Source organism: Ruegeria sp. AA6 (assembly GCF_056542865.1).
On the sequence record NZ_JBQGAN010000001.1, the window covers coordinates 499,976 to 526,131 of the forward strand.

The 26,156-nt window shown below is 56.7% G+C and carries 27 protein-coding genes; 14 read left to right on the top strand and 13 right to left on the bottom strand.

The genetic code is table 11. The annotated features are described in order from the left end of the window. Nucleotides 1-112: 112 nt before the first annotated feature. Together ACR0LN_RS02295 and ACR0LN_RS02300 are read left to right on the top strand one after the other, a co-directional pair. Nucleotides 113-892, top strand: coding sequence for a beta-keto acid cleavage family enzyme (locus tag ACR0LN_RS02295; protein ID WP_480427520.1), 780 nt, complete (start codon nucleotides 113-115; stop codon nucleotides 890-892). Then, nucleotides 889-2,205, top strand: coding sequence for an aspartate aminotransferase family protein (locus ACR0LN_RS02300; RefSeq protein ID WP_480427521.1), 1,317 nt, complete (start codon nucleotides 889-891; stop codon nucleotides 2,203-2,205). Before ACR0LN_RS02295 ends, ACR0LN_RS02300 begins: the two co-directional genes overlap by 4 nt. A gap of 59 nt (nucleotides 2,206-2,264) precedes the next feature. Here ACR0LN_RS02300 and infC read toward each other — a convergent pair whose 3' ends face one another. The 7 genes from infC to cobA all read right to left on the bottom strand — a co-directional run bounded on the left by infC (nucleotide 2,265) and on the right by cobA (nucleotide 7,890). Then, nucleotides 2,265-2,855, bottom strand: coding sequence for a translation initiation factor IF-3 (infC, locus tag ACR0LN_RS02305; RefSeq protein WP_425328919.1), 591 nt, complete (start codon nucleotides 2,853-2,855; stop codon nucleotides 2,265-2,267). A 117-nt stretch (nucleotides 2,856-2,972) separates the two neighbouring features. Continuing rightward, nucleotides 2,973-3,806 (bottom strand): ferredoxin--NADP reductase, encoded by an 834-nt coding sequence (locus ACR0LN_RS02310; RefSeq protein WP_480427685.1) that lies wholly within the window; start codon nucleotides 3,804-3,806, stop codon nucleotides 2,973-2,975. A 107-nt stretch (nucleotides 3,807-3,913) separates the two neighbouring features. Beyond that, nucleotides 3,914-4,321 carry a DUF934 domain-containing protein gene (locus ACR0LN_RS02315; RefSeq protein ID WP_480427522.1) on the bottom strand — a complete coding sequence of 136 codons (408 nt, stop codon included), beginning with the start codon at nucleotides 4,319-4,321 and terminating at the stop codon, nucleotides 3,914-3,916. Then, nucleotides 4,318-5,079, bottom strand: coding sequence for a phosphoadenylyl-sulfate reductase (locus ACR0LN_RS02320; protein WP_480427524.1), 762 nt, complete (start codon nucleotides 5,077-5,079; stop codon nucleotides 4,318-4,320). Before ACR0LN_RS02320 ends, ACR0LN_RS02315 begins: the two co-directional genes overlap by 4 nt. Next, nucleotides 5,069-6,733, bottom strand: a complete 1,665-nt coding sequence (locus ACR0LN_RS02325; protein ID WP_480427526.1) for a nitrite/sulfite reductase — start codon at nucleotides 6,731-6,733, stop codon at nucleotides 5,069-5,071. Before ACR0LN_RS02325 ends, ACR0LN_RS02320 begins: the two co-directional genes overlap by 11 nt. A 66-nt stretch (nucleotides 6,734-6,799) precedes the next feature. Further along, nucleotides 6,800-7,114 carry a DUF2849 domain-containing protein gene (locus tag ACR0LN_RS02330; protein WP_480427527.1) on the bottom strand — a complete coding sequence of 105 codons (315 nt, stop codon included), beginning with the start codon at nucleotides 7,112-7,114 and terminating at the stop codon, nucleotides 6,800-6,802. Then, nucleotides 7,114-7,890 (bottom strand): uroporphyrinogen-III C-methyltransferase, encoded by a 777-nt coding sequence (gene cobA, locus ACR0LN_RS02335; RefSeq protein ID WP_480427529.1) that lies wholly within the window; start codon nucleotides 7,888-7,890, stop codon nucleotides 7,114-7,116. The genes ACR0LN_RS02330 and cobA overlap by 1 nt, the downstream gene beginning before the upstream one ends. A 141-nt stretch (nucleotides 7,891-8,031) precedes the next feature. On the opposite strand from cobA, the gene ACR0LN_RS02340 reads away from it, so the two are divergent. After that, on the top strand, nucleotides 8,032-8,511 hold the full coding sequence (locus ACR0LN_RS02340; protein WP_480427530.1) for an Lrp/AsnC family transcriptional regulator: 480 nt from the start codon (nucleotides 8,032-8,034) through the stop codon (nucleotides 8,509-8,511). Nucleotides 8,512-8,517: 6 nt separating this feature from the next. On the opposite strand, the gene ACR0LN_RS02345 is transcribed toward ACR0LN_RS02340, so the two are convergent. Next, nucleotides 8,518-9,690: a cytochrome P450 gene (locus ACR0LN_RS02345; protein ID WP_480427686.1), complete on the bottom strand. Its 1,173-nt coding sequence runs from the start codon at nucleotides 9,688-9,690 to the stop codon at nucleotides 8,518-8,520. A 47-nt stretch (nucleotides 9,691-9,737) separates the two neighbouring features. Between ACR0LN_RS02345 and ACR0LN_RS02350 the strand changes: the two genes are divergently transcribed. The 6 genes from ACR0LN_RS02350 to ACR0LN_RS02375 all read left to right on the top strand — a co-directional run bounded on the left by ACR0LN_RS02350 (nucleotide 9,738) and on the right by ACR0LN_RS02375 (nucleotide 16,715). Next, nucleotides 9,738-11,471, top strand: coding sequence for a sensor histidine kinase (locus ACR0LN_RS02350; RefSeq protein WP_480427531.1), 1,734 nt, complete (start codon nucleotides 9,738-9,740; stop codon nucleotides 11,469-11,471). Continuing rightward, nucleotides 11,468-12,697: a sigma-54-dependent transcriptional regulator gene (locus ACR0LN_RS02355; RefSeq protein ID WP_480427532.1), complete on the top strand. Its 1,230-nt coding sequence runs from the start codon at nucleotides 11,468-11,470 to the stop codon at nucleotides 12,695-12,697. The genes ACR0LN_RS02350 and ACR0LN_RS02355 overlap by 4 nt, the downstream gene beginning before the upstream one ends. A gap of 371 nt (nucleotides 12,698-13,068) precedes the next feature. Then, nucleotides 13,069-14,070, top strand: coding sequence for a DctP family TRAP transporter solute-binding subunit (locus ACR0LN_RS02360; protein WP_480427533.1), 1,002 nt, complete (start codon nucleotides 13,069-13,071; stop codon nucleotides 14,068-14,070). Nucleotides 14,071-14,186: 116 nt separating this feature from the next. Beyond that, a complete protein-coding gene (locus tag ACR0LN_RS02365) occupies nucleotides 14,187-14,864 on the top strand; it encodes a TRAP transporter small permease (protein WP_480427535.1) in 678 nt (225 codons plus the stop codon). Beyond that, nucleotides 14,864-16,240 (top strand): TRAP transporter large permease, encoded by a 1,377-nt coding sequence (locus ACR0LN_RS02370; RefSeq protein WP_480427536.1) that lies wholly within the window; start codon nucleotides 14,864-14,866, stop codon nucleotides 16,238-16,240. Before ACR0LN_RS02365 ends, ACR0LN_RS02370 begins: the two co-directional genes overlap by 1 nt. A 163-nt stretch (nucleotides 16,241-16,403) precedes the next feature. Beyond that, complete coding sequence (locus ACR0LN_RS02375; RefSeq protein WP_480427537.1) at nucleotides 16,404-16,715, top strand: DMT family transporter; 312 nt, start codon at nucleotides 16,404-16,406, stop codon at nucleotides 16,713-16,715. 8 nt (nucleotides 16,716-16,723) lie between these two features. On the opposite strand, the gene tpiA is transcribed toward ACR0LN_RS02375, so the two are convergent. Beyond that, nucleotides 16,724-17,473, bottom strand: coding sequence for a triose-phosphate isomerase (gene tpiA / locus ACR0LN_RS02380; RefSeq protein WP_480427538.1), 750 nt, complete (start codon nucleotides 17,471-17,473; stop codon nucleotides 16,724-16,726). A gap of 122 nt (nucleotides 17,474-17,595) precedes the next feature. On the opposite strand from tpiA, the gene ACR0LN_RS02385 reads away from it, so the two are divergent. Beyond that, complete coding sequence (locus tag ACR0LN_RS02385) at nucleotides 17,596-18,507, top strand: isopenicillin N synthase family dioxygenase (RefSeq protein WP_480427539.1); 912 nt, start codon at nucleotides 17,596-17,598, stop codon at nucleotides 18,505-18,507. On the opposite strand, the gene ACR0LN_RS02390 is transcribed toward ACR0LN_RS02385, so the two are convergent. Continuing rightward, a complete protein-coding gene (locus tag ACR0LN_RS02390) occupies nucleotides 18,504-18,869 on the bottom strand; it encodes a HesB/IscA family protein (RefSeq protein ID WP_480427540.1) in 366 nt (121 codons plus the stop codon). The genes ACR0LN_RS02385 and ACR0LN_RS02390 overlap by 4 nt on opposite strands. A gap of 178 nt (nucleotides 18,870-19,047) precedes the next feature. Between ACR0LN_RS02390 and ACR0LN_RS02395 the strand changes: the two genes are divergently transcribed. After that, the gene (locus ACR0LN_RS02395; protein ID WP_480427541.1) at nucleotides 19,048-19,383 is read left to right on the top strand and encodes a hypothetical protein; all 336 of its coding nucleotides are present in this window, start codon (nucleotides 19,048-19,050) and stop codon (nucleotides 19,381-19,383) included. A gap of 221 nt (nucleotides 19,384-19,604) precedes the next feature. Here the strand turns inward: ACR0LN_RS02395 and ACR0LN_RS02400 are convergent, their stop codons facing one another. The 3 genes from ACR0LN_RS02400 to ACR0LN_RS02410 form a co-directional block, all read right to left on the bottom strand. After that, nucleotides 19,605-19,967: an SUF system Fe-S cluster assembly protein gene (locus tag ACR0LN_RS02400; protein ID WP_480427542.1), complete on the bottom strand. Its 363-nt coding sequence runs from the start codon at nucleotides 19,965-19,967 to the stop codon at nucleotides 19,605-19,607. A gap of 96 nt (nucleotides 19,968-20,063) precedes the next feature. Beyond that, nucleotides 20,064-20,342, bottom strand: a complete 279-nt coding sequence (locus tag ACR0LN_RS02405) for an NfeD family protein (RefSeq protein ID WP_480427543.1) — start codon at nucleotides 20,340-20,342, stop codon at nucleotides 20,064-20,066. Further along, on the bottom strand, nucleotides 20,342-21,232 hold the full coding sequence (locus ACR0LN_RS02410) for an SPFH domain-containing protein (RefSeq protein WP_480427544.1): 891 nt from the start codon (nucleotides 21,230-21,232) through the stop codon (nucleotides 20,342-20,344). The genes ACR0LN_RS02405 and ACR0LN_RS02410 overlap by 1 nt, the downstream gene beginning before the upstream one ends. A gap of 175 nt (nucleotides 21,233-21,407) precedes the next feature. Between ACR0LN_RS02410 and ACR0LN_RS02415 the strand changes: the two genes are divergently transcribed. The 3 genes from ACR0LN_RS02415 to lon all read left to right on the top strand — a co-directional run bounded on the left by ACR0LN_RS02415 (nucleotide 21,408) and on the right by lon (nucleotide 26,136). After that, on the top strand, nucleotides 21,408-22,319 hold the full coding sequence (locus ACR0LN_RS02415; RefSeq protein WP_480427545.1) for a nucleoside hydrolase: 912 nt from the start codon (nucleotides 21,408-21,410) through the stop codon (nucleotides 22,317-22,319). A 64-nt stretch (nucleotides 22,320-22,383) separates the two neighbouring features. Beyond that, nucleotides 22,384-23,514 carry a tRNA guanosine(34) transglycosylase Tgt gene (gene tgt / locus ACR0LN_RS02420; RefSeq protein WP_480427546.1) on the top strand — a complete coding sequence of 377 codons (1,131 nt, stop codon included), beginning with the start codon at nucleotides 22,384-22,386 and terminating at the stop codon, nucleotides 23,512-23,514. A 213-nt stretch (nucleotides 23,515-23,727) separates the two neighbouring features. Then, entirely contained in the window at nucleotides 23,728-26,136 is a 2,409-nt protein-coding gene (gene lon / locus ACR0LN_RS02425; protein ID WP_480427547.1) for an endopeptidase La, read from the top strand. Nucleotides 26,137-26,156: the final 20 nt, after the last annotated feature.

Below are 26,156 nucleotides of genomic sequence, written 5' to 3' on the forward strand. Positions count from 1 at the left end.
GAGTTGGTTTGGTGTGGTTTCCATTGCCGTAAAAAAACAAATGTTATGCGATAGGCAAGTAAAAAACGAAGGTGACTATATTAAATCTACTGGGTAACCCAGAGGGATATCCATGGCTCCAACACATTCAAAAATTGAACATGCACAGCGACCTTATATTCTGGTCGCTCCAAACGGCGCGCGAAGGGGAACCTCGGACCACCCTAGTTTACCCATATCCACGGTTCAGATCGTAGACACTACACGGGCCTGTTTCGACGCGGGAGCAAATGGGTTGCATTTGCATGTTCGGGACTCGGAAGGGCTACATTCATTGGATTCCGGTCTTTATCTTGAGACAATAACCGAGATTAGGCAGTCTGTGCCTGGAATGGAAATTCAAATTACGACTGAGGCTGCTGGGGTGTTTGACGTTTTCGCCCAGATAGCATGTCTGGAACAAGTGCGTCCGGGTTGGGCCTCAGTTTCCGTACGTGAGATCGCGCGTTCGCCCGAGTTGGCGGATCAGGTTTACGGGTTGTGTGCTGCTCAAGGAACTCGGGTGCAGCACATTTTATACGATGCCAAGGATTCCGCTCTGCTGGAGCAGTGGCAGCAAAGCGGGATTGTGCGAGGCGGGCAGACAGAGCGTATTTTTGTGCTGGGCCGGTATGCAACTGGCCAACAATCTGTGCCGCAGGATTTGGATCAGTTCCCACCGACTTCATCGCCTTGGATGGTCTGTGCTTTCGGAGCGCAGGAGCACGCCTGCCTGGAATATGCCGCGCGGCAGGGCGGAGACGTTCGCGTCGGGTTCGAAAACAGTCTGACTGATGAAAAAGAGAACCTCTGGAAAGATAATGCCGCGTCCGTGTCGGCGCTTGTTGCCATGTTGGAAAGGGCAGTCGAATGAGTCACGTTTTCCCACGCCACACGAAATCTGACCTACCAATCGCTGCGGGGGGCGACGGGTGTTATCTGATAGACGCTCAGGGGCGCCGATACCTGGATTGCGGTGATGCGGCGGTTTCGTGTTTGGGGCATACCAACCCAGCAGTGATCCGGGCGGTTCAGGAACAAGTTGAGAAGATCGCTTTTGCGCATACGGGCTTTATGACCTCGGAACCCGCCGAGGCACTGGCTGATCTGCTGGTTAAGCATGCGCCGGGTGAATTGGACCGCGTCTACTTTGTTTCCGGCGGGTCCGAGGCGACCGAGGCAGCGATCAAACTGGCGCGCCAGTATTTCCTTGAGATTGGTCAGCCAGACCGCAGGCACGTGATTGCACGAAGGCAGAGCTATCACGGCAACACACTGGGTGCATTGTCAGCTGGTGGGAATGCGTGGCGACGGGAACAGTTCGCGCCGATGTTGATCGACATGACGCACATCGCGCCTTGCTATGAATACGCAGAAAAGCCGGACGGTGAGAGCAGCTATGAGTACGGTCAGCTGGTGGCCAATGAGCTGGAGGCTGAAATTCTGACCCTCGGCCCCGAGACTGTGATGGCCTTCATCGCCGAGCCGGTTGTCGGTGCCACTTTGGGTGCGGTGCCCGCGGTTGAGGGGTATTTCAAACGTGTCCGAGAAATCTGTGATCGTTACGGCGTGCTGCTGATATTGGACGAAGTGATGTGTGGCATGGGCCGAACGGGGCATCTGTTTGCTTGCGACCATGACGGCGTCGCACCGGATATTCTGTGTATCGCGAAAGGGTTGGGGGCAGGCTATCAGCCAATCGGAGCGATGTTGTGTACAGGTCAGATATATGATGCGATCCGTGATGGGTCGGGTTTCTTCCAACACGGTCACACCTATGTCGGGCACCCGGTGGCGACGGCGGCAGCATTGGCCGTTGTCCGCGAGCTGGCTGAACGTGATTTGCCTGCGCGGGCAGCTGTCATGGGGGAAAAGCTTCAAACAGAACTTGAAGCTTCGCTAGGGCAGCATCCCAATGTCGGGGATATTCGGGGCCGTGGCCTGTTCCGGGGGATTGAGTTGGTCGCGGATCGGGACAGTAAAACGCCTTTCGACCCTGCGCTTGGTGTGGCTGGTAGGATCAAAAAGGCGGCCTTGGCCGAAGGGCTGATTTGCTACCCCATGTCCGGTACGCGCGATGGTCGGTTGGGCGATCACATCCTTTTGGCCCCGCCTTTTATAATCGAAGATGCTCAGATCGACGAGTTGGTCGGAAAATTGAGCAAGGCAATTTCGGCGGTGATCTAATCAAAATGAAAAGCCCCCTCGGCATGAGGGGGCTTTGCTCAATTCAGTTGGTCAGAACCTTATTTCTGCGGCAGAGGCCCGATCATCATGATCATCTGGCGGCCTTCCATCTTGGGCATGTTTTCAACCTTGCCTAGGTCTTTGATGTCTTCGGCCACACGTTCAAGAAGTTCACGGCCCAGATTCTGGTGCGCCATCTCGCGGCCCCGGAAACGCAGAGTGACTTTTACCTTGTCGCCCTTTTCCAAGAACTTGAAGACGTTCTTCATTTTGACGTCATAGTCATGCGTGTCGGTGTTGGGCCGGAATTTGACCTCTTTCACCTCGATGACTTTTTGTTTCTTGCGGGCTTCGCTCTCGCGTTTTTGCTGTTCGTATTTGAACTTGCCGAAGTCCATGATCTTGCAGACCGGAGGGTTCGCATTCGGCGAAATCTCAACCAGGTCAAGGCCGGCATCGGCCGCAAGTTGCATGGCTTTGGCGGGATGAACCACCCCGACGTTTTCACCATCAGCGCCAATCAGGCGAATTTCGGGGGCACGGATCTTTTCATTGACGCGCGGTCCGGTATCTCTTTGCGGCGGCGCGTTGTGGGGTCTGCGGGCTATGGGTTCATTCCTTTGATGATTGCAGAATTTCGAGCCCGAAATCTAGACCGCCCCGCGCCCTGATTCAAGCGCCATCCGCGTCGAAAGGGCTGAAATTCACAGGTTTTGCAGCGGGTTTAAGTGCGGGTCGCTATTAATCCAGCGACCCGCGCCGTTGGATCAGCCTACAAAGGCCTTTTCGATCACGAATTCCTTGGGTTCCGAGTTGGCACCTTCACGCAGGCCGAACTCTTCCAGGATTGCCTTGATGTCCAGGTTGAAAGCCAGCGAACCACAAACCATGGCGCGGTCGGTTTCGGGGTTGATGCCGCCTTCGATACCCAGATCGGCAAACACAGTGCCGTCTTTCAGCAGGTTGGTGATGCGACCCATCTTAGGGCTCTCTTCCCGCGTGGTGGTTGGGTAGTAGCGGATTTTGTCCGCAAAACCTTCGCCCATCAGTTCAGCCAGCATTTCATCCTGACGGATGTTTTCGATCAGTTGACGGCCGTACTCCAGTTCCGCCACTTCTCGGCAGGTATGAGTGATGATGACCTCATCATAGTCTTCATAGGTTTGGGGCTCGCGCAGCAGCGAGGCAAACGGCGCAAAGCCGGTGCCGGTGGCGAAGAACCAAAGGCGTTTGCCAGGCAACAAGGCGTCATGGACCAGCGTGCCAACAGGCTTGGGCCGCAGGATGATCTGATCACCCGCCTTGATGTGCTGAAGTTTCGAGGTCAGCGGACCGTCCTGCACCTTGATCGAGTAGAACTCCAGTTCCTCATCCCAAGAAGGCGAGGCGATCGAATAGGCGCGCAGCAGCGGCTTGCCGTTATCGCCCAGCAGGCCGATCATCACGAACTCGCCCGATCGGAACCGCAGCGAGGCAGGGCGCGATACCTTGAACGAGAAAAGGCTGTCGGTCCAATGCTTCACATCGGTCACGGTCTGGGCGTCCGGCAGGACAGGGGCCTTCACGGCGGTGGCTTCGGTCACGGGTTTCATCTCTGTCATGGTTTCACTGTCGGTCAGCGTGACCGGCATCTCCGTTTAAACATTGTTACAAGGCAAGAAAAGGGGACAGATTGCCCCCGTTTCTTCACAAGCTGGCGATGGCGGTCTTAGCCGCGCAGGCGGGCCTGGTAGTTGTTGTCTTTCCAGTTGGCGCGGGCAAGCCACTGATCTTCGGGCTGGCGGTCGGCCAAGGCGTCGTCAATCTCGACCTCGTCGAAACCAGAGCGGCGCGCCATGGCATATTGGTCAGCCAATATATGGCCCTTTGCGCGCAGGCGGCCGGTAAAGCCCTTCAGGCGCAGTACCCGGGCTATGGTAAAGCCGCGTCCATCCGCCGAGGACGGAAAGTCCACGCGCACCATCTGCGCACTGCCCAGACGGTCAATCAGCTCATCCGGGTCGGTGTCCGAGGCCACATCCAGCGCGACCACATCATTGGCCGCGTCTTCCAACGTGACAAAGCCGTCGGTCCAGTCATCGGGGGCGAACCCGGTATCCGATACGATTACGTTCATGTTTTCTCTCCGGCGCGCACCATCTTGCCATCGACAAAATGGATGCCGCATTCTTCCTTGTTCTGGTCGCGCCAGCGTCCGGCACGGGGGTCTTCGCCCTCTTTGACCGGCGAGGTGCAGGGCGCACAGCCGATCGAAGGGTATCCTTTGGCCACCAGCGGATGCCGGGGCAGGTTGTTTTCTTCCATATAGGCGCGCACGTCTTCGGGTGCCCAATGGGCCAGCGGGTTGACCTTGATGCGGCCCGTGCCGTCTTCGACCTCGAAGAACTCGAGCGCAGCCCGGCTGCCCGCCTGAAAGCGTTTGCGTCCGGTGATCCAGCCGTCATAGCCGGTCAACGCCCGCTGCAGCGGGAAGGTCTTGCGCAGGTTGCAGCACGCATCCGTATCCCGCAGGCGCAGCGCGCCATAAGGGTCATCACGCTGCACATCTTCATCCTCGGCGCGGATGATGTGGACATTCTTCAGGCCCAGACGTTCGCTGACCTCCTGCTGATACTCCAGCGTTTCGGTGAACAGCATCTGAGTGTCCACAAACAGCACCGGAGTCATCTTGTCGACCACCGCTGCCATATGCAGCAAGACCACAGACTCGGCCCCAAAGCTGGAGACCAGAGCAAGCTCGTCAATCTCTTCAATGGCGCCGTGCATCACGTCATGCGCCGAGTGATGGCGGAACTGGGCGTTCAGCGCGTTGACCGTTTCGGTCAGTTCAGCGCGGTCTTTACCCAGTTCCGTCTGGATCAGGTCAAGCGGCATTAGCCTGAGCCTCGGGGTAGAGGGCCGCCTTGAACGGCGCCATGCCTACCCGACGATAGGTCTGCAGGAACGTCTCCTCGCTGCTTTCGCGTTGTTCCAGATACGTGTCGACGATGCGTTCAACGGCAGGCACGATTTCGTCATAGGCAAAGCCCGGACCGGTGCGGTCGCCGATAGCCGCGGTTTCAGTGCCGTCGCCGCCCAGAGTGATCTGGTAGTTCTCAACGCCTGCACGATCCAAACCAAGGATGCCGATATGGCCCACGTGGTGGTGACCACAGGCGTTGATGCAGCCCGAGATCTTGATCTTCAGGTGACCGATGTCATGCTCCAGCTTTAGCTCGTCGAAACGGGTCGCGATTTCTTGCGCTACCGGGATCGAGCGAGCCGTCGCCAGTGCGCAGTAGTCCATGCCGGGGCAAGCGATGATGTCGCTGATCAGGCCGATATTGGCGGTGGCCAGTTCGTACTCTTTCAGCTTCGCGTGGATTGCAGGCAGGTCCGACTTGTGGACATGCGGCAGGATCACGTTCTGCTCGTGGCTGATGCGCAGCTCGTCATAGGTGAACTCTTCGGCCAGATCGGCCATGACGCGCATCTGTTCAGCGGTCGCATCACCCGGTGTTGCGCCGTGTTTCTTGATCGAGATCGTGACGATCGCGTGGTCCGCGTTCTTGTGCGGCGCGATGTTGGTATCGACCCACGAACGGAAGACCGGATCTTTGGTGTAGGCGCTTTCAAACGACGCAACGGAGCCTTCGCGGAAGGCAGGGGCGGCAAAGTGGCCCTTGATCTCTTCCAGCAGGTTCATGTCGGCGCCTTTGAACTGCGGGCGAACCTGCAGGAAACGCTCGTTGACCTTGGCGCGGATGGTGTCGATGCCGTTTTCATGAACGGTGATCTTGATGCGCGCTTTGTACTTGTTGTCGCGGCGACCGATCTGGTTCCACACGGAAACAGTGGCTTCGAGGTAAGCCAGCAGGTCGTCAAAGGCGACGAATTCGGACAGTTCTTTGCCGATCATCGGGGTACGGCCCAAACCGCCGCCCACGATGACGCGGGCACCCAGAACGCCGTCACGCTCGACCAGTTGCAGGCCGATGTCATGCGCCTTGATCACGGCGCGGTCGTTTTCCGAACCGGTGATGGCGATCTTGAACTTACGCGGCATGAACTGGAATTCCGGGTGGTCGGTTGACCACTGGCGCAGCAGTTCGGCATAGGGGCGCGGGTCGGCGATCTCGTCCGCGGCGGCACCGGCGAAATGGTCGGCGGTCACGTTGCGGATGGTGTTGCCGCTGGTCTGAATGGCGTGCATGCCAACCTCGGCCAGTGCGTCCAGCATATCCGGCACGTCTTTCAGTTTCGGCCAGTTGTACTGGATGTTCTGACGGGTGGTGAAGTGGCCGTAACCCTTGTCCCACTTTTCAGCCAGCAGGGCCAGTTGGCGCATCTGCGCGCTGGACAGCGTGCCATAGGGGATAGCAACCCGCAGCATGTAAGCGTGCAGCTGCAGATACAGGCCGTTCATCAGGCGGAAGGGTTTGAATTCGTCCTCGGTGAGCGAGCCGTCAATGCGGCGCTCGACTTGCGCGCGGAACTGTTTGTTGCGCTCTTCCAGGAATGCTGTGTCGAACTCGGAGTAGCGATACATGTCTAGCTGTCCTTAGTTGCAGCCCCGAAACCTGGGGGCCTTTATGGGGAGAGAGAGGGCCGAGGGTTAGGCCCGGGGCTGCGTTTCTGTTTCCTGCTTGCCATGGGCATAGTTCGAGGGTCCGGTGCGGCGGAACTCCTCACGGAAATGGGTGGGTTCGGGGCCGTTTGCACCTGCGACTGCATCAGCAAGGTAGGCTCCGACGATTTTGTTGGCCTGACGGGCGGCGTCCAGCAGACGGACCTGTGCGTGGGCCTCGTCTGTGATCAATTCGGCATCCGACAGTTCGCGCGACCAGCGGTCGTCTTCGGTCAGGTAAATAACGTCGCCTTCCAACAGGTCGTTGGCAGTGACCACTTTAGGGGTAAAAGCGCGAGCCATCAGGCGTGCTCCTTCTTGAATTCGGTCATGGCCTTGGCCGCTTGGCGCGGGGCGAGGCCGTAAAAGGTCAGGGTGGGGCCGTCCAAATCGGCGGCGTTCAGATCGTTGGGCAACTGGTCCAGATTGGTGGCCAGTATGCGTTGATCAGGGCGCGAGGCGTTTTCCACCAGAGTCACTGGTGTTTCGCGGTCAGCACCATGCATAATCAGGCGGCCCTGAATGAAGCGGGCAGATTTCTTGCCCATATAGATCGCCGCCACGGAACCTGGACGTGCCAGCGCGGTCCAATCGTGATCGGCAAAACCTTTCATGTCGTGACCGGTCAGGATACGTACCGATGAATTGCGACCCCGGCGCGTCAGGCTTTGACCAATCCCTGCAACGGCAGCAGACGCCGCAGTGATGCCGGGAACAATCTGCCACGTGATACCGGCAGCTTCGACGGCTTCAATCTCTTCGTCCAAGCGGCCAAAGACAGTGGGGTCACCTGATTTCAGGCGCACGACGTGGTTGCCTTTAAGGGCGTAGTCGACAAGCAGCGCGTCAATGTCTTCCTGTCTCCAAGAGGGGCCAAAGCCCGCCTTGCCAACATCGACCATCTCAGCAGACATGGCAGCCAGTTCAAGCACCTCGGCACTGATCAGGCGGTCGTGCAGCACTACGTCAGCACGCTCAAAGGCGTTCAGCGCCTTGAGCGTCAGCAATTCTGGATCGCCGGGACCAGCGCCGACAAAGTCGACGTGTCCAGTGCCATCATATGAATGCGTAAGCTGCATATTCGATTCCGCTTGGTTTGACTTGACCTGTAATATAGGAAATATTCCCGGTATTGCGCCATATGGGCGCTTAAATAAGAACAAACGTTCCGTCAATGTCCTGATCGGGGACGTGGGTTTCGAAACGAAGGAAAAATTGGAATGTCGGTGCGAATTGATGACACGGATCGGAAAATTCTGGCTGAGCTTCAGCGCGACGCCAGCCAATCGCTGGACGAAATAGCAGCCCGTGTCGGCAGTTCCAAGACCCCAGTTTGGAATCGTATCCGCAAGCTGAAAGGGGCAGGAGTAATCGGTCAACAGACCGTTCTTCTGGACGCCGAAGCGCTGGGATTCGAGGCCACGTTTTTCGTTCTGATCCGTACCTCAGAGCACGAAGCCGAATGGCAGCGTAAGTTCCTGAAGGCCTTGCGGGACCGGCCCGAAGTGCAAGAGGCGCACCGGCTGGCCGGTGACATCGATTATATCCTCAAAGTCCGGGTCAAGAACGCGCGGGCATATGACGAGTTCTACCAAACCCTGATTTCCGAAGTACGCGTTCACAACGTAACCGCACTGCTGTCGATGGAGGAAATCAAGGCTACCACGATGCTGCCGCTAAATGCGCTGATCGAGGGCTGAGAGTGTCTAGACCTGAACCATCAGCCGGGTTAGCCCGTGGAAATGGTAGGTGTTGGAATATTCCGGTTCGTCGCTAAGACGCAGGTTCGGGCAGCGTTCGAACAATGCTTTTAGCGCGATACGCATCTCTAACCGTGCCAGTGGTGCGCCGACACAGAAATGCAGCCCTCCACCGAAACTGGAGTTAGTGACGATCGGGCGAGTGGGATTAAAGCGGTCCGGGTCGCTCCAGACCGACGGGTCGCGGTTTGCAGCCCCCAGCAGAAGTGCAACTTCGTCGCCGCGCTTGAAAGTGTGGCCGTAAATGTCAACTTCCTCATAAGCATAGCGCGTGAACATATGCAGGGGCGCGTCGTAACGCAGGATTTCCTCAACCAGCCCGTCCAGTTCGCAACCTCTGGGATCAAGCCCTTGTTGAAGAACCGTTTTCACGCCGTTTCCCAATGAGTGGACCGTGGCTTCGTGCCCTGCATTCAGAACGAGAATACAGATTGCAATAAGCTCATCATGCGAAAGCTTCTCGCCGTCTTCTTCGGCGGCGATCAGACGGGTGATCAGATCGTCGCGCGGCTCTGACCGGCGTTCCTCGATGTACTCGCTGAGGAATGCGGTAAAGTCCCGACTTGCCGCCTCTGCTTCGTCTTCGGTCTTACGCGTGCGGCCAGCTTGATACATCGCGACCATTGCGTGCGACCAGCGCAACAAATCAGGTGAGACTTCTTCGGGCACGCCCAGAAGGCGGCAGATCGTGATGACCGGGATTTGCGTGCAGTAGGCGTCCAGCAGATCAAAGGGCGCGTCAGGAAAGCGGTCGATCAGCGAGTGGCTGAGGACATGAATCGACGGCTCGAGCGCGGTAATTGCCCGTGACGTGAACGCCCGCATGACAAGAGCCCGAAGGCGTGTATGACGAGGCGGTTCGACTTCCAGCAGCGAGTTTTCTTCGGTGACAAGCCACGCTGTCAGATGCGCAGGGCCAGAACGTTTCAACTCAGCGGGCGTTTCGCGACCAAAGCGACGGTCTTTTAGCAGTAACTGAACGGCCCTGTGCGAGACCGCAGCAACCATGTTGTAGTCGTCCCAAAAAACAAAGTCGCCCTCGGCGCGGGCCTTTTCATAAAACGGATAGGGGTTTTGTACGAAACCCGGCTCGACCGGGGATTGGGACAGCGTCTTCATGCGCGGCAGACTTGCCATGCGGCGCGTCGAATGCAAGACCCTATATTATGCAACGAGTTTGGGTAATCCTGGGATTTCTGTGTGCCGTCGGGCTGTTGTCTGCCGGGGTGTGGTCTTACGGCTATCGTCAGGCGCTGTCACAGCTGAGCGAAAAGGCCGAGGCCGACCTTGAACTGGCGGCTGACCGATTGAGCACGCAGATGCAGGTGTATCAAGAACTGGCTGTCCTCATGGCAAGCCATCCTGCCTTGGAAACACTGGAAACGCCCGAAAACCGCAGGGCAGCGCAAAAGATGTTGTTGGACGTTGCCGACAAAACGGCGGCGGTCAACATGATGTATCTGAATCCTAACGGTCAGGTCTTGGCCGCAGCCCAGCCGGTAGTTGAATCTCAGATGGCAACGCATCCGGCCTTCGAGCGCGCCATGCAGGGTGCTTTGGGCAATGCCCATGGTGTCGGGCCGGTCACGGGCCAGCGGACCTATACATACGCAGCCCCGTCCTTTGATCCTTCAGGGTATGTAGACGGGGCATTGATGGTTGTTGCGGACGTGCAGGACGTGGAACAAACATGGCGCGGCAGTACCGAAGCTGTGTTTTTCGTCGATTCCGAGGGCGTGGTCTTTATCTCGAACCGGTCCGACCTGTTGTTCTGGCGGCGCGACAACGGGCAGAACGGTTTGACACCGCCTGAAGGCCAAAAGGTTGACTTCGCCTCGTCGCTAGTGGGGCCACATGAGCTTTGGACGTTGAATTGGGGCCGCTACCTACCAAGCCGCGCACTGCATCTGATGTTGGAATTGCCCGTGATCGACATGACTGCCGAAGTGTTGGTTGACGTATCCCCCGCGCGCAGGTTGGCCGGGCTGCAAGCCGCAACCGTAGCGGCAATCTGTCTTGCCTTCGGCGCGCTGTTGTTCTTGGCAACCGAACGCAGGCGTGCATTGGCTGAAGCGAACGTCGTTCTGGAAAGCCGTGTTGCAAAACGCACACGTGATCTGACAGTCGCCAACACCGCGCTTCGGCGTGAGGTGCGCGAGCGGCTAGAGGCTGAGGCCGCGCTGAAACACGCACAAGAAGAGTTGATTCAGGCAGGCAAGCTCAGTGCTTTAGGGCAGATGTCGGCGGGTATTAGTCACGAACTGAACCAGCCTTTGATGGCGATCCAGCAATTTGCTGACAACGGGGCGGCGTTTTTGTCTCGGGGGCGAGAGGAAAAAGCATCTGAGAATCTGTCCCGCATCTCGGACATGGCCGCTCGGATGGCGCGGATCATCAAGAACCTGCGCGCCTTTGCTCGTAACGAAAACGAACCGATGGGCAAAGTCGACCTGGTTCAGGTCATTGATACCGCCGTTGAACTGACCGAGGCACGATTGAAGGCTGACAGGGTGGCGATGGATTGGCAGCGCCCTGATAAACCGGTGTTTGCATGGGGCGGAGAAGTGCGTTTGGTGCAGGTGTTTGTAAACCTGATCAACAACGCCGCAGACGCAATGAGCCAGCAGGAAGACCGGTTGATTCACATTGCAATCGAAGCTGGGGACAGGTTGGCAGTGACTGTGCGAGATATTGGCCCGGGCATCGAAAATACAGAGAAACTGTTTGAACCGTTTTATACGACCAAGGCAGTGGGATCGTCCGAGGGGATGGGGCTCGGCTTGTCGATCTCTTATGGATTGGTCCAGAGTTTCGGAGGAAATATCCGAGGTACCAACGCGAAAATAGGTGCCGTGTTTACTGTTGAGCTTGAATACTACCGGGAAGACAAAGTGGCATGACGCGCAAGGTTCTTTTGGTTGATGATGACGCCGCAGTTCGCGAGGCGCTTGCGCAGACGCTGGAACTTGCCGACTACAATCCGGTATCTGCGGGGTCGTTTGTGGCGGCCAAAGACCACATTCGCGCAGATTTTCCCGGAGTGATCGTGTCGGACATCCGTATGCCGGGCCGGGATGGATTTCACCTTTTGAACTACGCGCATGAGGTGGATCCGGATCTGCCGGTCATATTGTTAACCGGTGAAGGCGACATTCCAATGGCAGTGCGGGCGATGGGGCAGGGAGCCTTTGATTTCCTGGAAAAACCATGTGCGGCCGCTGATCTTCTCGAGGTTTTGGGCAGAGCCTTTTCGGCCCGTTCTCAGGTTCTGGAACAGCGTGCCTTGAAGCATGAGTTGGAGCGCGGAGACCCCGCTGCGCGTTTACTGTTCGGCCTGTCGCCCCAGGCTGAGGCCCTTAGAGAGCGCGTTCGTTCAGTTGCGCCGACCGGGGCGGAGGTTCTGGTGACGGGTCCCGCAGGCAGTGGGATTTCCAAAGTGGCCGAAGTTGTGCATCTGATGTCGCCCCATGCGCAGGGACCGTTTGTAAAAAGACCCGCGTCGGGTCTGACGCCCGACGCTCTGGTTCAGGTTTGCGAAGACGCCGCCGGAGGATCGTTGTTTCTTGATGAGATTTCGGCGATGCCCGAGGCCACGCAATACGCCGCGCTCGAATTGGTCGAGCAGGGGGTCGGTGCACGTATTCTTGCGGGTACCACTGCGGATCTGTCAGCCATGTCAGCCGAGGGCCGCTTTCACGCGGACCTGTTCTATCGTTTGGATGTGATGCGTGTGCGCATTCCGTCATTGGCTGAGCGTCCCGAAGATATTCCGGTCATCTTCCAGCACTACGTTTCGCAAGCGGCAGAACAAGCTGGTATTGCCGAACCCGAGATATCTTCGGAATATCTAGCGTCGCTGATGGCAAGTGACTGGCCGGGAAACGCGCGGTCGCTTATGTCAGCAGCGATGCGGTTTGTGTTGGGAATGCCGGAAGAGGTCGCGCAAGCCACCGATTTGGGATTGAGCGAACAGATGGCGCGTGTGGAACGGTCACTGCTAATCGCTGCGCTGGGTCGGCACAACGGCAAGGCTGCGGATGCCGCCAAGGCGCTCAAGCTGCCGCGCAAGACGTTCTACGACAAACTGGCTCGGTATCAGATTCGCCCCGAGGATTACCGTAGATAGTCGCGAGAACTCCCGCCGCCTTTCACCGCATTGCATGCAGTTAAAGTCGTTGGGCCGTGCAGCCTGCTGGCGCAGGCTGCGTATGGTGCGATGCTATACCGGGTTGATTCTACAGAGATGATTCGAGTGTGGTGCGAAAATCCGCACAAGTGGCGGAATGCTTGTGCGGATTTTCGCACAGTGGTCACTATGCCCTGATATGTGACTCTGAGAAACGTATTTTAATAGACTGTTTTAAATAGAAAAACGGCGAACCGTCGAGATATGCAACAAAACGTTGAGCCGTGGTCATCGATTCGCTTCACTGCCCGACATACGGCGTTGAACCTGCGCCGAAGTGAACATTGACGAAGTCTGGGAGGAGAAGACTTATGAAACTACTGACAACAGCTGCGACTGCTTTGGCGCTGACTGTAACTGCAACAGCGGGTATGGCGGCGTGTGACGATGGCGAGATTGTCGTGAAGTTCGCGCATGTGACCAACACTGATAAACACCCTAAAGGCATCGCAGCCTCGCTGCTGGAACAGCGCGTCAATGACGAAATGAACGGCGTGATGTGCATGGAGGTCTATCCGAACTCGACCCTCTATAACGACGACAAAGTACTTGAGGCGATGCTGCAGGGCGACGTGCAACTGGCCGCGCCTTCGCTGTCGAAATTCGAAAAGTTCACCAAGCAGTTCCGTCTGTTCGATCTGCCGTTCATGTTCAAGAACATCGACGCTGTGGATGCGTTCCAGGCTTCGGCTGACGGTCAGGCGATGAAGGACAGTATGCAGCGTCGCGGCCTGCAAGGGCTGGCCTTCTGGCACAACGGTATGAAGCAGATGTCGGCCAACAAGCCGCTTGAGAACCCGTCCGATGCTGAGGGCCTGAAGTTCCGCGTGCAGTCCTCGGACGTTCTGGTGGCGCAGATGGAGGCCATCGGCGGCAGCCCGCAGAAAATGGCCTTCTCGGAAGTTTACGGCGCGCTGCAGCAGGGCGTTGTGGACGGGCAAGAGAACACCTGGTCGAACATCTACGGCAAGAAGTTCTTTGAGGTGCAGGACGGCATCACCGAGACCAACCATGGCATCATCGACTATCTTGTTGTGACCTCGGTTGATTGGCTGGACAGCCTAGAGCCGGACGTCCGTGATCAGTTCATGACCATTCTGGACGAAGTAACCGCGACCCGGAACAAAGAAGCCTTTGCGGTGAACGAAGCGGCCAAAGCCTCAATCACTGATGCAGGCGGTATCATTCGTGAACTGAACCCCGAACAGCGTCAGGCTTGGGTCGACGCAATGAAGCCGGTTTGGGACAAGTTTGCCGGTGACGTAGGTCAGGACAAGATCGACGCCGCTCAGGCCATCAACGCCGGGTTCTAAATCCGGTCCAGGCCGCGCGTCAGGGACTGGGGAGTTATCGACGCGCAGGCCGGGCGGGCCCAATATAGAGGCCCGCCCGCTATTACTCTCATCTCAAAAAATGCGGGGACAGAAAGATGTCTGGTGCGAAATCCGGCCAAGGCGGGCTGGTCGACCATATCGAAGAAACACTGATCGCGTTGTTGTTGGGCCTTATGACGGTCGTAACCTTTGCCAACGTGATCGCGCGGTTCGTTTTTAATTCCAATATCCTGTGGGCGCTTGAGCTGACGGTGTTCACCTTTGGCTGGCTGGTTCTGCTGGGCGCATCCTACGCGGTGAAAAAGCACGCGCATCTGGGTGTGGACGCGATCCTGAACATGCTGGCCCCGGCGCCACGGCGAATTCTGGCGCTGATCGCGGTGGGGTGCTGTCTGGCGTTCTCGTTGCTGATGCTGAAGGGAGCCTATGACTACTGGGCGGTATTCGCCGACCTGCCGCCCACGTCGGGCCGCTGGTTCCCAACCGGGTTTAACTTCGATGCCCGCAGTCAGAGTTTCTATGAGGTCGACGACATCCCCATGATCGCTCCGCTGCGGTTTTTGGAGGACATGATCAACTACGGCGAGTACTACGAAAAGCTGCCCAAGGTTGTCCCATATTTCATCTTGCCATTGTCGATGTTGCTGTTGGTGATCCGGTTCGCTCAGGTCGCCGTTCAGATCTGGCGCGGTGAAACCGACCGTCTGGTCGCCAGCCACGAAGTCGAAGACGAGATCGAAGAAGTTCGCGCTCAGCAGGGGGAGCATGACTGATGGACGTAGTACTTCTTTTCTCGATGGTCATCGGCCTGCTGCTGATCGGGGTTCCGATTGCAGTTGCTCTGGGTCTCAGCTCGACTCTCTTCTTGCTGATATATTCCGACAGTTCACTGGCTTCGGTTGCGGGCACGCTGTTCGAAGCGTTTGAGGGGCACTTTACCCTGCTGGCGATCCCGTTCTTCATTCTGGCCTCGTCTTTCATGACGACGGGCGGCGTGGCGCGTCGGATCATCCGGTTTTCGATTGCCTGCGTCGGGCACTTGCCCGGTGGTCTGGCGATTGCGGGCGTGTTTGCCTGTATGCTTTTCGCCGCGCTTTCAGGGTCGTCTCCGGCGACTGTTGTGGCCATCGGTTCGATTGTCATCGCAGGGATGCGGCAGGTTGGATACTCCAAGGAATTCGCCGCCGGTGTGATCTGTAACGCGGGTACGTTGGGCATCTTGATCCCGCCGTCCATCGTGATGGTTGTTTACGCCGCTGCCGTTGAGGTTTCGGTCGGACGGATGTTCTTGGCGGGGGTCATTCCGGGCCTGATGGCTGGCCTGATGCTGATGATCACCATCTACGTCATGGCAAAGGTCAAGAACCTGCCCAAGGGCGAGTGGAAGGGCTGGGGCGAGGTCTTTACCTCGGCGCGAGAGGCCGGTTGGGGTCTGTTCCTGATTGTCATCATTCTGGGTGGTATCTATGGCGGGATCTTCACCCCGACCGAGGCCGCTGCGGTTGCCGCTGTTTACGCCTTCTTCATTGCAAGCTTTGTCTACAAGGACATGGGGCCGCTCAGCACCGAAGAAGGAGCGAAGAACCTGCCGCTGATGAAAAAGCCCTATGCTCTGGTAACAGCCTTGTTCCATCCCGACACCAAACATACTTTGTTCGAGGCCGGTAAGCTGACTGTCACGCTGCTGTTCGTGATCGCCAATGCGCTGATCCTGAAACACGTGCTAACCGATGAGCAAGTGCCGCAGCACATTGCGGAGGCTATGCTGTCCGCAGGTCTTGGCCCGGTCACCTTCCTGATCGTGGTGAACGTGATCCTGCTGATCGGCGGTCAGTTCATGGAGCCGTCGGGCCTGTTGGTGATCGTGGCACCGCTGGTGTTTCCGATTGCGATTGAGCTGGGCATCGACCCGATCCATCTGGGCATCATCATGGTGGTGAACATGGAGATCGGGATGATCACGCCTCCGGTCGGTCTGAACCTCTTCGTGACCTCGGGGGTGGCGGGTATGCCGATGATGAGCGTTGTGAAAGCGGCGCTGCCGTTCCTGGCCGTGCTGTTCGTCTTCCTGATCATGGTAACGTACATACCGTGGATCTCGACTTTCTTGCCCAACACCTTCATGGGGCCGGAAATCGTGACGAATTAGCGAAAACGGACATTTGTTCAGGCCGGGCAGCGCAATCTGCCCGGCCTTTTTCTTTTAGGACCACTTGAAGTTAAGCCTCGCATTCCCACATCAGATGTCTGAGGACGACCTCCCCATATCGGGTGATTATTCGGGACGACCCGAACATCAATGAGGTGTCCTTATGGCTTGGATTTATCTTCTATTTGCTGGTTTGCTTGAAATCGTATGGGCGGTTGCCATGAAGCAATCCGCTGGTTTCACACGTCTATGGCCGACTGCCATCATGGGGGTGTCGATGATAGGGTCGTTTGGCTTGTTGGCTATGGCAATGCGTACTTTGCCGTTGGGCACGGCCTATGTCATCTGGACCGGCATCGGTGCAGTTGGCGCGTTTTTGGTTGGCATCATGCTGTTGGGAGAAACCGTAAACGCCGCGCGCATCATCGCAGCGGTACTAATCGTGACCGGTCTGGTGACAATGAAACTGGCCTGAGTTTTTTCTCAGGCCCTTTGCAAGGCGTCGATGATCCCCGAGAAATCCTGCGCCTTCAGGCTGGCGCCGCCGACCAACGCACCATCGACGTTTGAGACACCAAAAATCTCTTCGGCATTGGATGGTTTGACCGAGCCCCCATAAAGCAGGCGCACAGATCGGCCGACGCCTTCACCGAACCGCCGTTCAAGCCGGTTTCGTATGAAATCATGAACCTCTCCGATTTCATTCAGGGTGGGCACTTTCCCGGTGCCAATGGCCCAAATGGGTTCGTAGGCTACGATCAGGTTCTCACCGGTTGATTGGTCCGGGATAGAACCTGACAACTGCCCCCCGATGATATCCAGCGTATTCGCAGCCTCGCGCTGCTCGAGGCTTTCACCGACGCAGATGATAGTCTTTAGCCCGGCATCCATTGCCGAACGCGCTTTGGCGCGCACATCTTCGTTTTGTTCACGGTGATCTTCGCGGCGTTCGGAATGGCCCAGAATCACTGCGTTCGCTCCGGCATCGATCAGCATTTCCGCGCTGATGTCGCCAGTATGCGCGCCCGAGGTTGCGGCGTGGCAGTTTTGACCGCCCACAGTGATGCCGGTGTCGCCCACAACTTCTGCCGCACGGTGCAGCAAGGTCGCCGGTGGACAAATCAGAACATCAATTGATGGAGTAGGATACGCGCGGGCCAAAGCTTCTAGCTCGCTTAACGCTGCCGTGGTTCCGTTCATCTTCCAATTGCCCGCCGCCAGCTTGCGCCGCATATTCCAAACTCCCTGATTGTTCCCATTTAAATAACCGGATAACACCGCCAGTTGAAACTAAAAATTGCGGTTGGCAAGCGGGTTCAAAAACTTGGACGCAGCCGGAAAACAGGAACGAAGGCATGATCGAAGACCTTGATCTTGAGAAATTGGACCAACGTAATCCTGCTGAGCTGGCCAAGCTTTCGCATGCGGTTGGTGACGTGGGGTTTCTGACCATTTCGAACACGGGCCTAAGCGGCGACCGCGTACGCGAAGTGATCGCGGCCTATCGTGAGTTCTTTCGTTTGCCCGAGGCGCAGAAAAAACAGGTTGATATGGCGCGGACCGGATCAAACCGCGGTTGGGGCGGGCCGCTGTCCGAGCAGGTCGACCTGAGCGCAAATCCTGATTTCAAAGAGGTGTTCGATTGCGGATATGAACTGCCTGCGGACAGCCCTTATGCCGAGGCTGGTTTGAGTGTCTATGCCCCGAACCTTTGGCCTCTGGCCCCATTGGCGTTTCAGGAAACCGTTCAAGCATATTACGAGGACGCCTGCGCGGTGGCCTTGCGGGTGCTGCGGGCCATTGCGGTTGCACTGGGGCAAAGGGCAGACAGCTTCGATGACGCATTCGATACACCGATGGCGCTTTTGCGTGGCAACTACTATCCGCAGCGCCCTGAATGGGCGGGAGATCGGGATTTCGGGATCGGCGCCCACACTGACTATGGCTGCCTGACCTTGCTGGCGACTGATGGGACCGCGGGGCTCGAGGTGCGGATGCCGGATGGCAGTTGGGAGCATGTCGCAGCCGAACCGGGAAAGTTCATCATCAACTTCGGTGAGATGCTAGAGTTCTGGACCGCCGGAAAGGTCAAAGCCACACAGCACCGCGTGGTTGGAGGTTCGCAAGAACGTCTGTCGGTGCCGCTTTTCTTTAACCCGTCCTACGACACCAACGTGGCACCGCCGAATTCAGGCCGCACTATCAGCGCGGGCGAACACCTGACGCGCCGTTTCAACGAAACATACCTACACTTGCAGGCGTCTTAGTTTTGAGGGGAAAGCCCTTCGTCGAACTTAATTGATTCACCGCAGCCACAGGCATCAACAACATTCGGGTTGCGGAACTTGAAGCCGGATTCCAGCAACGATACCTCATAATCGATCTCGGTTCCGAAAAGGAACATTTGGGCCATGGGGGCGATCATGATGCGAGCACCGTTCTGTTCGACAACTTCGTCGTTCGGATCTGCCTGCTCGACATAGTCCATGGTATACTCCATGCCAGCGCAGCCACCCTTTTTGATGCCAATCCGCAGGCCAGCGTGGCCGCCGGATTCCATCAGGCGGGCAATCTGTTCTATTGCCTTGGGCGTCATGGTCACGGCTTGTTTGCCGGGAATGCCGAACATTGTGATCTCCGTTTTCGCGCGTAAGCTCTAATTTAGTGCCGAGTGGGCGACGGCTCAAGACATAGCAGCCATACTTACCTAACATTTCACACTTTAGGTGAATATTCTTGCCTTTTAGCACAAGCTGACCTTAGCTGAGCACACGCAAATTCAGCCAAAAAAAATAGGGTGAGGTAGAATGAAGAAGCGGATTTTCACAAGCATAAACATATATTTGGTTGCGGTTTCTTCAGCGACTTGGGCGCTGGTAAGTCCAGCGTCTGCCGATGCTACGCTAAAAAGGCATCCAATAAATTGCGCCACTGCCGAGGGGGATCTGCGGGCAATCGCGGCGGAAAAGAAGCATGCTCAGGATCAGCAGGTGGAAAGCGTCGTAGCTTTGACGCCAGCCGGAGCGCTCTTGGGGCTGGTGACGGGTACAGAAAACAAGAACCTGTCCATGTTGTCAGGCGATTACGTAAAAGCCTTGGATGAGCGCGCGGCAGAAATTAAGTCAACCTGTGGTGTACAATAAGCGTTTAGGTCGCATGAAAAGACCGCTCTCGGGCAAGAGCGGTCTATTATTCGGGTCGTCAGGCTGGATTTTTGGGGGACACAAAAAATATCCAGCCCGTGCTGAGCCTATCAGGATGCAAGCGCGAGCACGCCGGGACTATTCTCGGTCTTGGTAACGGTTTTTCTAAGTCTGTGTGACAGAAAAATAAATCTTTTGCGACAGAGGCTTAGTTTGCGTCCTTACATAAAGCCCAGTTCAAGGCGCGCTTCGTCGGACATCATTTCCATGCCCCAGGGTGGCTCCCAGGTCAGTTCTACGTCTACTTCCTTAACACCGGCAACCGGCTCAATCGCCTCAACAATCCAACCGGGCATTTCACCTGCGACGGGGCATCCCGGAGCAGTCAGCGTCATGATGACTTTGACCGCGTTTTCGGTTGTGATGTCGATCGTGTAGACCAGACCCAGATCGTAGATATTCACAGGAATTTCGGGATCAAACACCGTGCGGCAAGCCTCCACTACGGCGTCATAAAGGGGGTGCTCAATGCTCGAAGGCGCAATCAGCGGCGAGCCTTCAAACTGTTCACTCGGATGAGTCATTCGTGCCTCGGGTTTGTTACCTGAGCATTTATATAGGGAACACCGACGGCAGCGTCCAGAGGCGCAGTGACGCCCCGACAGGGGCGCCGTTATCATTCAGTCGTTAATGTCGTGCCGAAATTTTTTGACCTGACCATGAGGCAGGGCAAAGACACGCCGCAGCAATAGCCATGCAACCAAAGACAGCACTGCGAAGATCAGCAACAGGATCGGTAGCGATGGCGTGAGCGCCGGGATGATCAACAACAGCCCCGTGACGGCGGCCCCGATTGCAAAGCCCAAAAATATAAATCCGGGCAAGACGATTTCGAGGATTCCCAGGGCGAGGGCTCCGGCAAGCCATAACCACCAGGTTAGCCAGAAGGGATCGGCCATTACTTGCCTCCTTTCAGCATGTTAAAGGCGTTACCAAAAGCTTCGAGTGCGTTGGCAGGCACCACGATGGTTTGCGATCCATTGCCGTTACCCAGTGCATTCAGCGCCTCGACCTGTTTGAGGGCAACCTGATACTGCGCCGCTTCGATACCGTTATCCTGAATGGCCTTTGCGACCACACCGGTTGCGTAGGCTTCGGCTTCGGCCTGAATTCGGCGGGCCTTGGCGGTTTGCTCGGCCGCGTACAGTTCCGCATCGGCGTTCAGTTCGACTGCACGTTTCTGCCCCTCGGCCTCGGTCACTTGCGCGCGGCGAGCGCGTTCGGCGTTCAGCTGTTGCAGCATCGCGTCACGGGTGGCTTGGTCGAGGTTCACGTCCAGAATCTCAGCACGGGTTACTTCAATACCCCAGTCATCCACGGCAGTTTCGACGCTTTCCTGAATGCGGGTGATCAGCTGTGCCCGGTTTGATTGTACCTCATCCAGATCCATTTTACCGATTTCGGCACGCACGATACCGGCCACAGTTGTAGCAATGGCGCCGTCTACATCGCGGATCCGGTACACGGTCTTTTCAGGTTCCAGAATACGGTAAAACACTGACGTGTCGATCTGCACCAATACGTTGTCCTTGGTGATCGCGTCCTGAGTTGCATTCGGTAATTGACGCTCGAGAATGGATATCTTGTGACGCGCAACATCCAGAAATGGAACGATAAAGTTAATGCCGGGGCCAAGCACCGAGTGCAGGCGTCCGAACCGTTCGACCACGTATTTTTCGGATTGGGGCACGATTTTGATGCCCTTGAAGGTGACTGTGATGATCAAAATCGCCGCCAATACGTAGATTATATTCGACGTCAGCAATCCAATAATCTGGTCTTCGTTCATATCTGTCCTCGTTTATTGTGTACTATTGTATACATGTGGGAGTTGAATTTGCTAATTTCAACTCTGGTATGAAGGGGTTGGACGTGGAAGCAAATCATAGAAACATGGGATTAGGGGCGGAAAATACGGAATGTGACCGCTTTGCATCCCGCTATGTTTGCGATATCGGGGCGGGATGAAACTTATCATCGACACTGATCCGGGCATCGACGATGCGATGGCGATTGCCTATGCGGTCGCCGCGCCTGAGATTGAACTCATTGGCTTGACCGCTGTATTCGGCAACACGCATGTGCACCAGTCCAGTCGAAATGCCCGGTATTTGCTCCATAAACTAGGCGTGGATTTGCCAGTGGCCGAAGGTGCTGCGTTTCCAATTGGGCAAGATATGCACGCGCCGTCCGAGCATGTGCACGGCCCCGAGGGGTTTGGCGATATCACCGATATTCCCGAGGTCGGGGTAAATCACCCGATGTCGGCTGCTGAGTTTCTGGTCGACATGGCGCGCCAGCATAAAGGAGAGCTGGTCGTCTGCGCGGTTGGTCCTTTGACAAACATTGCCCTGGCAATGCAACTGGACCCCGCATTTGCGACCAATATCCAACGTCTGGTAATAATGGGGGGCGCGGTCTACTGCCCGGGTAATGTCACGCCACATGCTGAGGCCAACATTTATCACGACGCCAAAGCCGCTGACGTGGTTTTCGCGACACCGCCTGAGACCGTTCTTGTTGGTTTGGATGTGACGCTAAAAACCCTTTACGAGACAGCAGATTTTGAAGATTTAGCGACCCGGTCGTCAGAGATCGGTGGATTTCTGCGGGATATCTCTCGGTTCTACCTGAAGTTTTATAAAGAGGTCGGCGGGCTTGAGGGCTGTGGCCTGCACGATTCAACAGCGGTGATTGCCTGCACACATGAGAACATGTTTGAAACAGTTGAAACCGGTTTGAAGGTTGCAACTGATGGACACGAAATCGGTGCGACGCGACCCGAACGTTCGCGACCTCCAGTCCGTGTTTGCCGAGATTTGGACGGGGCAGGGGTAGTGCACTTGTTTACCGAGCGCGTCGCAACGCTACCCTGACGGGTTGCATTGGTCCGGCAGATCGGGCACATCCCACCCGGTTCAGCGACCCTGAGGCACCCCCATGACCGAGCGTTTTTCCTTTGACCTGAAAGCCACTGATGGCAAGGCCCGCACTGGTGTGATCCACACACCGCGCGGCGGAGTGCGGACCCCGGCATTCATGCCCGTGGGTACGGCGGCAACGGTCAAGGCAATGATGCCCGAAAGCGTGCGCGCGACCGGCGCGGACATACTGCTGGGCAACACCTATCATCTGATGCTGCGCCCTACGGCTGAACGCATTGATCGGTTGGGTGGATTGCATAAATTTATGAATTGGGAACGCCCCATTCTGACGGACTCGGGCGGGTTTCAGGTCATGTCTCTGGCCGGGTTACGCAAGCTGACCGAAAAGGGCGTGACGTTCAAATCCCACGTGGATGGCTCCAAGCACGAACTGACGCCCGAACGGTCGATGGAGATTCAGCGCCTGCTTGGGTCAGACATCGTCATGTGCTTTGATGAATGCCCAGCGTTGCCTGCAGACCGTGATCGCATCGCCGAGTCGATGCGCCTTTCAATGCGGTGGGCGGATCGCTCGCGTGAAGCGTTTGGGGATCGTCCGGGCCATGCTCTGTTCGGCATCATGCAAGGCGGGCTGGAACAGGACTTGCGCGAAGAAAGCGCATTCGCTCTGAAAGAGATCGGATTTGAAGGATACGCGGTCGGCGGGCTGGCCGTGGGTGAGGGGCAAGAGGCAATGTTTGGTTGCCTCGATTACGCGCCTGATTTCCTGCCGACAGACAAACCGCGCTATTTGATGGGGGTTGGCAAACCCGATGACATCGTCGGCGCTGTTGCGCGTGGCATTGACATGATGGACTGCGTTCTGCCGTCTCGTTCGGGTCGGACTGGGCAGGTCTTCACCCGGCATGGTGTCGTGAATATCAAAAACGCCCGCCACGCCGACGATCCACGCCCGCTGGACGAGAACTGCTCGTGCCCAGCGTGTTCAAATTATTCGCGCGCCTATCTGCATCACGTTTTCCGTTCCAACGAAATGATTTCGGGCATGCTGCTGACCTGGCACAACCTGCACTATTTCCAAGAGATTATGCAGGGCATGCGCGATGCAATTGCCTCCGGGACGTTTGAGGCATGGCAGGTCCAGTTCCACGCGCAACGGGCGCAGGGCGATATCGAGCCGCTTTGATCACCTTGCGATAGCGCCAATCTGCAAAAATGGTGGATATGTAGGCGCGATACCTTGCAGTCCGATAAACCTCGGGTCATTCTGAGTCTCGATATACGGCGGTAAGGTTGAAAAAGGGCGATGAGGCCCCACCTTTATCGTCCAAGACAGGAGACGGCCGAGCGTTGCCTTATTCAGGGACCGGAGCCGTCTTGCCAATGATAAGGATTGAGCATGCAAGAGCCCCTTAATTCCTCATACCCCGTCCTTCCGCTGCGCGATATCGTGGTATTTCCGCATATGATCGTGCCGCTGTTCGTGGGTCGGGAGAAATCGGTCCGCGCGCTGGAAGAGGTGATGCAGGACGACAAGCAGATCCTTCTGTCCAGCCAGATTGATCCGGGTGATGATGACCCGGCCGAAGATGGTATTTATCGTTCGGGCGTTCTGGCCAATGTTTTGCAACTGCTGAAGCTACCCGATGGCACCGTCAAGGTGCTGGTCGAAGGTCAGGCACGCGTACAGATCACAGAATTCCTTGAAAACGAAGAATTTTTCGAGGCCCGCGCCGAGTATCTGACCGAAATTCCGGGTGATGTGACCACGACCGAAGCGTTGCTGCGCACTGTCGCGGATGAGTTCGAGCGTTACGCCAAAGTGCGCAAGAACATCCCCGAAGAAGCGCTGACCGCTGTGGGTGAGACCGCCGAACCCGCAAAGTTGGCTGACCTTGTGTCGGGTCACTTGGGCATCGAAGTCGAGCAAAAGCAGGAACTGCTGGAAACCCTCAGCGTCAGCGAGCGGCTTGAGAAAGTCTATGGCCTGATGCAGGGCGAGATGTCGGTTCTGCAGGTCGAGAAAAAGATCAAGACCCGCGTCAAATCTCAGATGGAGAAGACGCAGCGCGAATACTATCTGAATGAGCAGATGAAGGCCATTCAGAAAGAACTTGGCGATGGCGAGGACGGCAGCAACGAAGTCGCCGAGCTGGAAGCCAAGATCAACGAGACAAAGCTGTCGAAAGAGGCGCGCGAAAAGGCCGAAGGCGAGCTGAAAAAGCTCAAGAACATGTCGCCCATGTCCGCCGAAGCCACCGTTGTGCGCAATTATCTGGACTGGATCCTGTCGCTGCCGTGGGGCACCAAATCCCGCGTTAAAAAGGACTTGGGTCGGGCGCAAGACATTCTGGACGCGGATCACTACGGGCTGGAGAAGGTCAAAGAACGGATCGTAGAGTATCTGGCAGTCCAGCAGCGTTCGAAAAAGCTGAAAGGCCCGATCCTGTGCCTTGTTGGCCCTCCGGGTGTGGGTAAAACCTCGCTGGGTAAATCGGTTGCCAAAGCCACGGGGCGCGAGTTCATTCGCATCTCGTTGGGAGGTGTGCGCGACGAATCCGAGATTCGCGGCCACCGCCGGACGTATATCGGCTCGATGCCCGGTAAGATTATTCAGGCTCTGAAAAAGGCCAAGACCACAAACCCGCTTATCCTGCTCGACGAGATCGACAAGATGGGTCAGGATTTCCGTGGTGATCCGGCTTCTGCGATGCTGGAAGTGTTGGACCCGGAACAGAACAGCACGTTCATGGATCATTACCTTGAGGTCGAATACGACCTTTCGAACGTGATGTTCCTGACCACGTCGAACAGCTACAACATGCCTGGGCCTTTGCTGGACCGGATGGAGATCATTCCCCTGGCCGGTTACACCGAAGAGGAAAAAAGTGAGATCGCCAAGCAGCACCTGATCAGCAAGCAGGTCAAAAACCATGGCCTGAAGGCCAAGGAGTTTGAACTGACTGATGAGGCCCTGCAGAAAATGATCCGCACATACACTCGCGAGGCGGGTGTGCGGAACCTTGAGCGTGAGATCGCCAAAGTTGCGCGAAAATCGCTGACCAAGATCATCAAGAAAGAGGCTGAATCCGTCACGGTGACGCCTGACAATCTGGATGAATTCCTGGGCGTTCCAAAGTTCCGCTATGGTCTCGCCGAACAGGACGATCAGGTCGGTGTAGTTACCGGGTTGGCTTGGACCTCGGTCGGAGGTGATCTGCTGCATATCGAGGCGCTGAAACTGCCCGGAAAAGGTCGGATGAAAACCACGGGTAAGTTGGGCGATGTGATGAAGGAATCCATTGATGCGGCTTCGTCATATGTTCGGTCTATTTCGCCTCAGATCGGGGTGAAGCCACCAAAGTTCGATACACTGGATATCCACGTCCACGTGCCGGATGGCGCAACACCCAAGGACGGTCCGAGTGCCGGTTTGGCGATGGTGACATCGATCGTGTCGGTGCTGACCGGTATTCCGGTACGCAAGGATATCGCGATGACTGGTGAGGTTTCGCTGCGCGGCAACGCGATGCCGATTGGTGGTTTGAAAGAGAAACTGCTGGCGGCCCTGCGTGGTGGCATCAAGACCGTTCTGATCCCGGAAGAGAACGAAAAGGATCTGGCCGAGATTCCGGACAATGTGAAGGAAGGGCTGGAGATCATTCCGGTCACGCATGTCTCGGAAGTACTGAAACACGCACTGGTCAGCGAGCCTGAACCGATTGAATGGGATGAGGCGGCGGAAGAGGCTGCAGCAGCGGCGGCAAAAGCGACCGAAAGTGCAGGGCCATCCGCGACAGCGCACTAAGACCAAAGGCGGGGGTAACC